This window comes from Hymenobacter lapidarius, from assembly GCF_001816145.1.
Taxonomy (GTDB): domain Bacteria; phylum Bacteroidota; class Bacteroidia; order Cytophagales; family Hymenobacteraceae; genus Hymenobacter; species Hymenobacter lapidarius.
On record NZ_MDZB01000169.1, the window covers coordinates 1 to 5,784 of the forward strand.

Annotated in this window: 4 protein-coding genes; 3 read left to right on the forward strand and 1 reads right to left on the reverse strand. The window is 64.5% G+C overall.

Annotated features, from left to right (window positions below):
• Positions 1–381 precede the first annotated feature (381 nt).
• From BEN47_RS19255 to BEN47_RS19265, 3 genes are all read left to right on the forward strand, one after another.
• Complete coding sequence (locus BEN47_RS19255; protein ID WP_125921821.1) at positions 382–1,941, forward strand: tetratricopeptide repeat protein; 1,560 nt, start codon at positions 382–384, stop codon at positions 1,939–1,941.
• Positions 1,925–3,514, forward strand: coding sequence for a glycosyltransferase family 2 protein (locus BEN47_RS19260; RefSeq protein WP_070730893.1), 1,590 nt, complete (start codon positions 1,925–1,927; stop codon positions 3,512–3,514). Before BEN47_RS19255 ends, BEN47_RS19260 begins: the two co-directional genes overlap by 17 nt.
• Positions 3,515–3,711: 197 nt before the next feature.
• Positions 3,712–4,905, forward strand: a complete 1,194-nt coding sequence (locus BEN47_RS19265) for a glycoside hydrolase family 26 protein (protein ID WP_083322609.1) — start codon at positions 3,712–3,714, stop codon at positions 4,903–4,905.
• A gap of 167 nt (positions 4,906–5,072) precedes the next feature.
• Here BEN47_RS19265 and BEN47_RS19270 read toward each other — a convergent pair whose 3' ends face one another.
• Positions 5,073–5,699: a recombinase family protein gene (locus BEN47_RS19270; protein ID WP_070730895.1), complete on the reverse strand. Its 627-nt coding sequence runs from the start codon at positions 5,697–5,699 to the stop codon at positions 5,073–5,075.
• Between the last annotated feature and the right edge of the window lie 85 nt (positions 5,700–5,784).

Below are 5,784 nucleotides of genomic sequence, written 5' to 3' on the forward strand. Positions count from 1 at the left end.
CCATTGCGCCGAATATGTTCACTGCCGCAAGCGGCGCAGAAGTGTTGCGTAAAGACCATCCCCCAAATTAAACGTATCACCTTAGATTATCCCACCGCCCAAGCGCTTTCTGCCAGGTGGGGGAAAGGGCTTTGCTGTTGAAGCGGAGCTAAAGGATAAGAGCGAATTCATCATGCTGGCATCATGAAGCGGCGGTAGCTTTGACCCAAATCTTTCTGGTCGAAGCTCCATTCATCAGCCTGAATCTGCTAATGCCTTCTCGTGCTGCCGGGCCTGCACCTGCAATCCGGCACTGCACAACCCGGGCGGCAGCCCGCCGGGGGTAATTCGGTTGAGGCCCGGGCCGCGCCCGGCTTTCACACCAAGTAATAATCTGCCTTAATGCCTGCTTCCTCTCGCTTTAACCGGAACTTAAGCGCCGTGCTGCTGCTTTTCCTTGCGCTGCTGGCGCGTTCTCAGGCCGGGCTCGCCCAGCCCGGGGCCGTGCCCGCCGCTCCCACGGACACCCTGGAAGTGGCCCGCACCACGGCGTATGCCAAAAATTTCGTCGAAGCCGACCGGCTCCTGACGGCCTACAACGCCGCCCGGACCAACGTGGACGGCCTGCGCCTCCACGCCCAGGTGCTGTACTGGAACCAGGAGTTTGCCCGCGCCGCGGCGGTGCACGAGCGTGCCATCGGCGCCTTTCCCGACCAGCCTGTGCTGAAGCTCGACTACGCGCGGCTGCTGGTTGACACCAGCCAGCCAGCCCGGGCGCAGCCGCTCTTGCTGGACTACCTGAAGCAAGACAGCCTGCACGCCGAGGCCAACCTGCTGCTGGCCCGGATTAGCTACTCGCAGTTGTGCCCCGCGGCGGCCCGCAAAAGCCTGGCCACCGTGCTGCGCACGTATCCCGGCAATGAGGCGGCCGTGGCTTTGCAAAAAGACATCAACCAGGCTACGGCCCCGTATTTTAAGGTGAGCAGCCGCTACGCCAGCGACGACCAGCCTTTGCAGGCGCTGACGCTGCGGGCCGAAGCCAGCTGGTTTCACTCGTGGCTGCTCTCGCCGACGGTGCAGGTGCAGGCCAACCGGTTCGGGGTGCCCGACCCGCAGGCGCCGTACCGCTCCACCTGGTTTCAGGCGGGCAACAAGGTCAGCCTGCCGGGCGTGGGAGTGGAACTGAGCACCACGGCCGGCATTTTTCAGCACCAGTCCACCCGCAGCAGCGCCGCCACCGGCGCGGTGCTGCTGACCAAAAAGCTCAGCCGCCAGCTGGACGTGGACGCCACCGTGGCCCGGCAGCCCTACCAATACGTGCTGGCTAGCGTCCGGCAGCCGGTGTTGGAGCAGGTGGCGGGAGCGGCCCTGCGCTACCGCCGCGACGGGGGCTGGCTGGGCAAAGCCGGCTACGACCAACGGCGCTACGGCGATGACAACCTCCTTCAAACGGCCTACGCCTGGCTGCTGGTGCCGGTGGCCGCTTCCCCGCGGGCCAGCTTCCAGAGCGGCCTCTCGCTCAGCTACGGCGACGCCGCCCGCAGCACCTACGCCACGGCCCAGACGCCGGCCGAGGTGCTGGCCAGCGGCGGCGCGGTGCGGGCCAGCTACGCGCCCTACTTCACCCCGCTGAACCAGTACGTGAGCGCCCTGCTGCTGGCGCTGAAGCTGACGCCCTCCCCCCGCCTGGACGTTTCGGCCCGCGCCAGCCTGGGGCTGCTGGGCACGGCCGACGTGCCCTACTTCTACCTCGACCGGCGGGCCACCGGGCCCCTGTTCCTCCAACCGGGCCGGGCCGCGCAGTCTTACCGCCCGGTGGAGGTGCACGGCGAAGTGGCGCTGCGGGCCTCGCCCTGGATGACGCTGGCCGCCACCTACGACTACGCCAACCTGCTTTTTTACCAGAGCCAGCAAGTCGGCTTGCAGCTCAATTACCATTTGGTCCGTGAAAAAAACCGATAACCCTGCCCTGTGGCAGTACCGCGCGGCGGCTTCGTCCACGCCAGTCCGGAAAATGGGGCTGGCGGTGCTGGTGGTGGCCGGGGCCATCAGCATGGTGCGGCTGGGCAACTGGTGGTTCCGGCCGGAGCACGTGGCGTCGTGGCCGCTGTTTCTGCTCCTGACCTTCGTTTTCTGGTGGGGGCTGGTGCGCACGCTCATCGTCTGGATTTCGTACCTGCGCATCGCCAAGCCGCAGCGGCTACCCCCTGCTGGCGGCCGGCGGGTGGCCATTTTCACCACCAGCTCGCCGGGCGAGCCGCTGGGCATGTTCGAGAAAACCCTGGCCGCCTGCGCCCGCATCCGCTACCCGCACACCACCTACCTGCTCGACGACACCCAGGACCCGCGGTTTCGGGCGGCGGCCGAGCGGCACGGGGCGGTGTGGCTGGAACTGGTGGGGCTGCCGGGCGCCAAGGCCGGCAAAATCAACGCCGCCCTGGCCCGGACCGATGAGGAGTTCATTCTGGTGCTCGACCCCGACCACATCCCGTTCCCGAACTTTCTGGACGAGGTGCTGGGCTACTTTGAGGATGCGCGGGTGGGCTTCGTGCAGGTGGCCCAGGCCTACTACAACCAGTACCGCTCGTTCACGGCCCGCGGCGCGGCCGAGCAGACCTACGGTTTCTACGGCCCCACCCAGATGGGCATGCACGGGCTGAACTGCGCCGTGGCCATCGGGGCCAACTGCACGTTCCGGCGCACGGCCCTGGCGAGCATCGGCGGGCACGGCATCGGGCTGGCCGAAGACCTCATCACGGCCATTCGCATCCACGCCGCCGGCTGGAAATCGGTGTACTCGCCCGTCATCGTCAGCCGCGGCCTGGTGCCCGAAGACCTGGGCTCGTTCTGCAAGCAGCAGCTCAAGTGGGCCCGCGGGGTGCAGGAGGTGCTGTTTGCCGAGCTGCCCCGCCTCTGGCCCCAACTCAGCGGCTGGCAGCGGCTCTCGTACCTCACGGTGGGCACTTACTACGTGTCGGGCCTCACCATGCTGCTGTTTTTGCTGATTCCCTACCTGTTTTTCTGGTTTGGACTGCTGCCCGCCAACATGGACTTCCTGGAATTTCTGGGCCGGTGGATTCCCGTCGGCCTGCTCAGCCTCAGTATTTACCTCTACGTGCAGCGGTGGATGTGCCACCCCGGCCCGGAAACCGGCCTGCACTGGCGCGGCATGTGTTTGAAGTTCGCGTGCTGGCCGGTCTTTGCCCTGGGCTGCCTGCTCTCCATCTGGAACGGCGAGATTCCCTACATCCCCACCGCCAAGCGGGCGGTGAAGCAGTTCACCACGTTTGCGCGGCCCCTGCTGGCGCATCAGGCCCTGTTTTTTCTGACCCTGGGCTACGTGGTGGTGCGGCGCGTGTACTTCACGCCCGAGTCCCGGCTGGCGCTCAGCAGCGCCGATACCTGGGGCATGGTCTCGTTCGCCGGCCTGGCGTTCGCCATGACCGTGGGCGGCCTCTACGCGGCCTACCAATCCACTACCATCCGGCCGGAAGACCCCTGGGTGGGGGTTGACCTGGATACCATTAAAACCTGAGGGGCTGTTTAAGTTACTATAAAACGTCATGCTGAGCGAAATCGAAGCATCTCTACCGCTTCGTTGAACGGCTCCTACGAAGCGGTAGAGATGCTTGACTTCGCTCAGCATGACCGCCTGAAGTGCGTTTTGCTAACTTAAACAGCTTCTAAGGGGCCGCCCATATATCCTACCACTACTGCCATCCGCTTTTTTTTATGAATACCACCAAACAAGCCGTGCGCACCACGGCCTCGCGGGCGTCCGCCATTCTGCTGGTTATTGCGTTGGGCATTGGCCTGTTTGGCTTGCTGCTGCTGGCCGGCAACAAAGGCCGGGGCCCGCTCGAAACCCTGGCCGGCAGCGTCACCAGCCAGGTCGCCAGCTTCGAGAAACGGTTGCTAAGCGGCGATTCGCGGGCCAGCCGCGCGGCGGCGCTGGCGTGGTTCCGGCCCTACCGGGAAAACAAGCTCTACCTCAACAACACCGACACCCTGCTGGTGGGGGCCTACGACAACAACACCGTGGAGTCCTACGAGCGCATCGTGGCCCTGGAAGATTCGCTGGCCCTGAAGCTGCCCATTGTCCAGTTTTACACGGCCTGGGGCAGCAAAAGAGAGCAGGTGTTCCCCATGCTCCGGGCCCAGGCCATTTCCGACCTGGGGTCGCTGCCGCTCATCACCTGGGAGCCCTGGCTGAACGACTTTGACCCGGAGAGCTTTCCGCGGACCGGGCCGGCGGACCAGGTAAACGTGGGCGGCCTGCGGGCCATCGCGGCGGGCCGCTACGACGCCTACCTCGACAAGTGGGCCCAGGACGCCAAAGCCTACGGCCAGCCGTTCTTTCTGCGCTTCGGCCACGAGATGAACGACGCTTTCCGCTACCCCTGGGGCCCCCAGAACAACAAGCCCGCCGACTTCATCGCGGCGTGGCGGCACGTGGTGACCCGCTTTCGGCAGCAGGGCGCCACCAACGCCACCTGGGTGTGGTCGCCCCACCCGGCCTATCCCAACTACGCCGAATTCTACCCCGGCCACGCCTACGTGGACTGGATTGGCACCACGGCGCTCAACTACGGCACCGTGGCGCCCTGGAGCAAGTGGTACACTTTCTCGGAAACCCTGGGCAACGCCTACGGGGAACTCTCGACCTACGGCAAGCCCCTGATGATTAGCGAGATGGGCTGCCTGGCCGTGGGCGGCAACCGCGCCGCCTGGTTTACAGAGGCCCTCACCGACCTACCCTTGAAGTTCCCCAAGGTGAAAGCCGTGGTTTTTTTCAACAACTCCAACGACGTCACCACCACCTACAAGGCGCTGGACTGGTCGCTTAACAACGATAAAGCTACCCTGGCCGCCATCGCCCAAGCGCTGAAGGGGTGGCAGCTACCTAAACCAGCGCCGGCTTTGTAGCCCCGATGGCCCAACCTGGCCACGGCGGTGGTCCTGGCCTTGATTGAAAATTTGGGCCAAAAGTCGCAGTTGCCGTTTCCCTGCTTTTGTAATTGCGGTACCTGAATTTTAACCTAAGAAAAAGGGCTACGCGCTTGTAAGGGTGGCGTTAGTAACTGGACCAAGAATTATGGTAAGGGCTTGTTGTTCGCCTTGGTAGGAGGGAAGGTCAACTTTTCGTTAATCTGGCAGCCGGCAAAGCGCAGGATTTTATAGAGGGTGCGGCACGAGCCAATTTGAAAGCAGGCCATGAGTTGGCGGGTGGACTGCTGGCCGGCTTCGTAGAGTTCCTTGACCGCGGGGGCAATTTTCTGGTAACGGGGGGCTAGGCCCGGCGGGCGGCCACCCTGCCGGCCGCGGGCACGCGCGGCTTGGAGGCCGGCGCAGGTGCGCTGCACGCGCACGTCGCGCTCGTGCTCGGCCAGGGCGCAGAAAATCTGGAACACCGGCTGCCCCCCGGACGAGGTGGTGTCAATCGGGTCCTGCAAGGATATCAGGTGCAGCTGGCGGCGGCTCAGATCCTCGACCACTTCGATGAGGTGGTTGGTGGAGCGCCCCAGCCGGTTGAGCCGCCAGATAACGACGGTATCGCCCGTACGGGCGTACGCCAGCAGCTGTCCCCAACTGGGCTTGTGGGCCTGCATGCCGGAAACCGTATCGGTGAACAGGTGCTCGCAACCGGCCTGGCGCAGGGCATCGAGCTGCAGGTCCAGGACTTGTTCGCTGGTGCTGACGCGGGCGTAGTGCTTAGTCAGGCAAGTTAGTTGCCCTAATCTTCTGGTAGTGGCGGTCGAGTTTGACGCGTGCTTTTTCCAGGGTGAACTGCCATTTTACCGTAGC

Bases quoted from the DNA above. Each gene is read 5' to 3' on its own strand.
- BEN47_RS19265 (WP_083322609.1), top strand. From the start codon at position 3,712: ATGAATACCACCAAACAAGCCGTGCGCACCACGGCCTCGCGGGCGTCC.
- BEN47_RS19255 (WP_125921821.1), top strand. From the start codon at position 382: ATGCCTGCTTCCTCTCGCTTTAACCGGAACTTAAGCGCCGTGCTGCTG.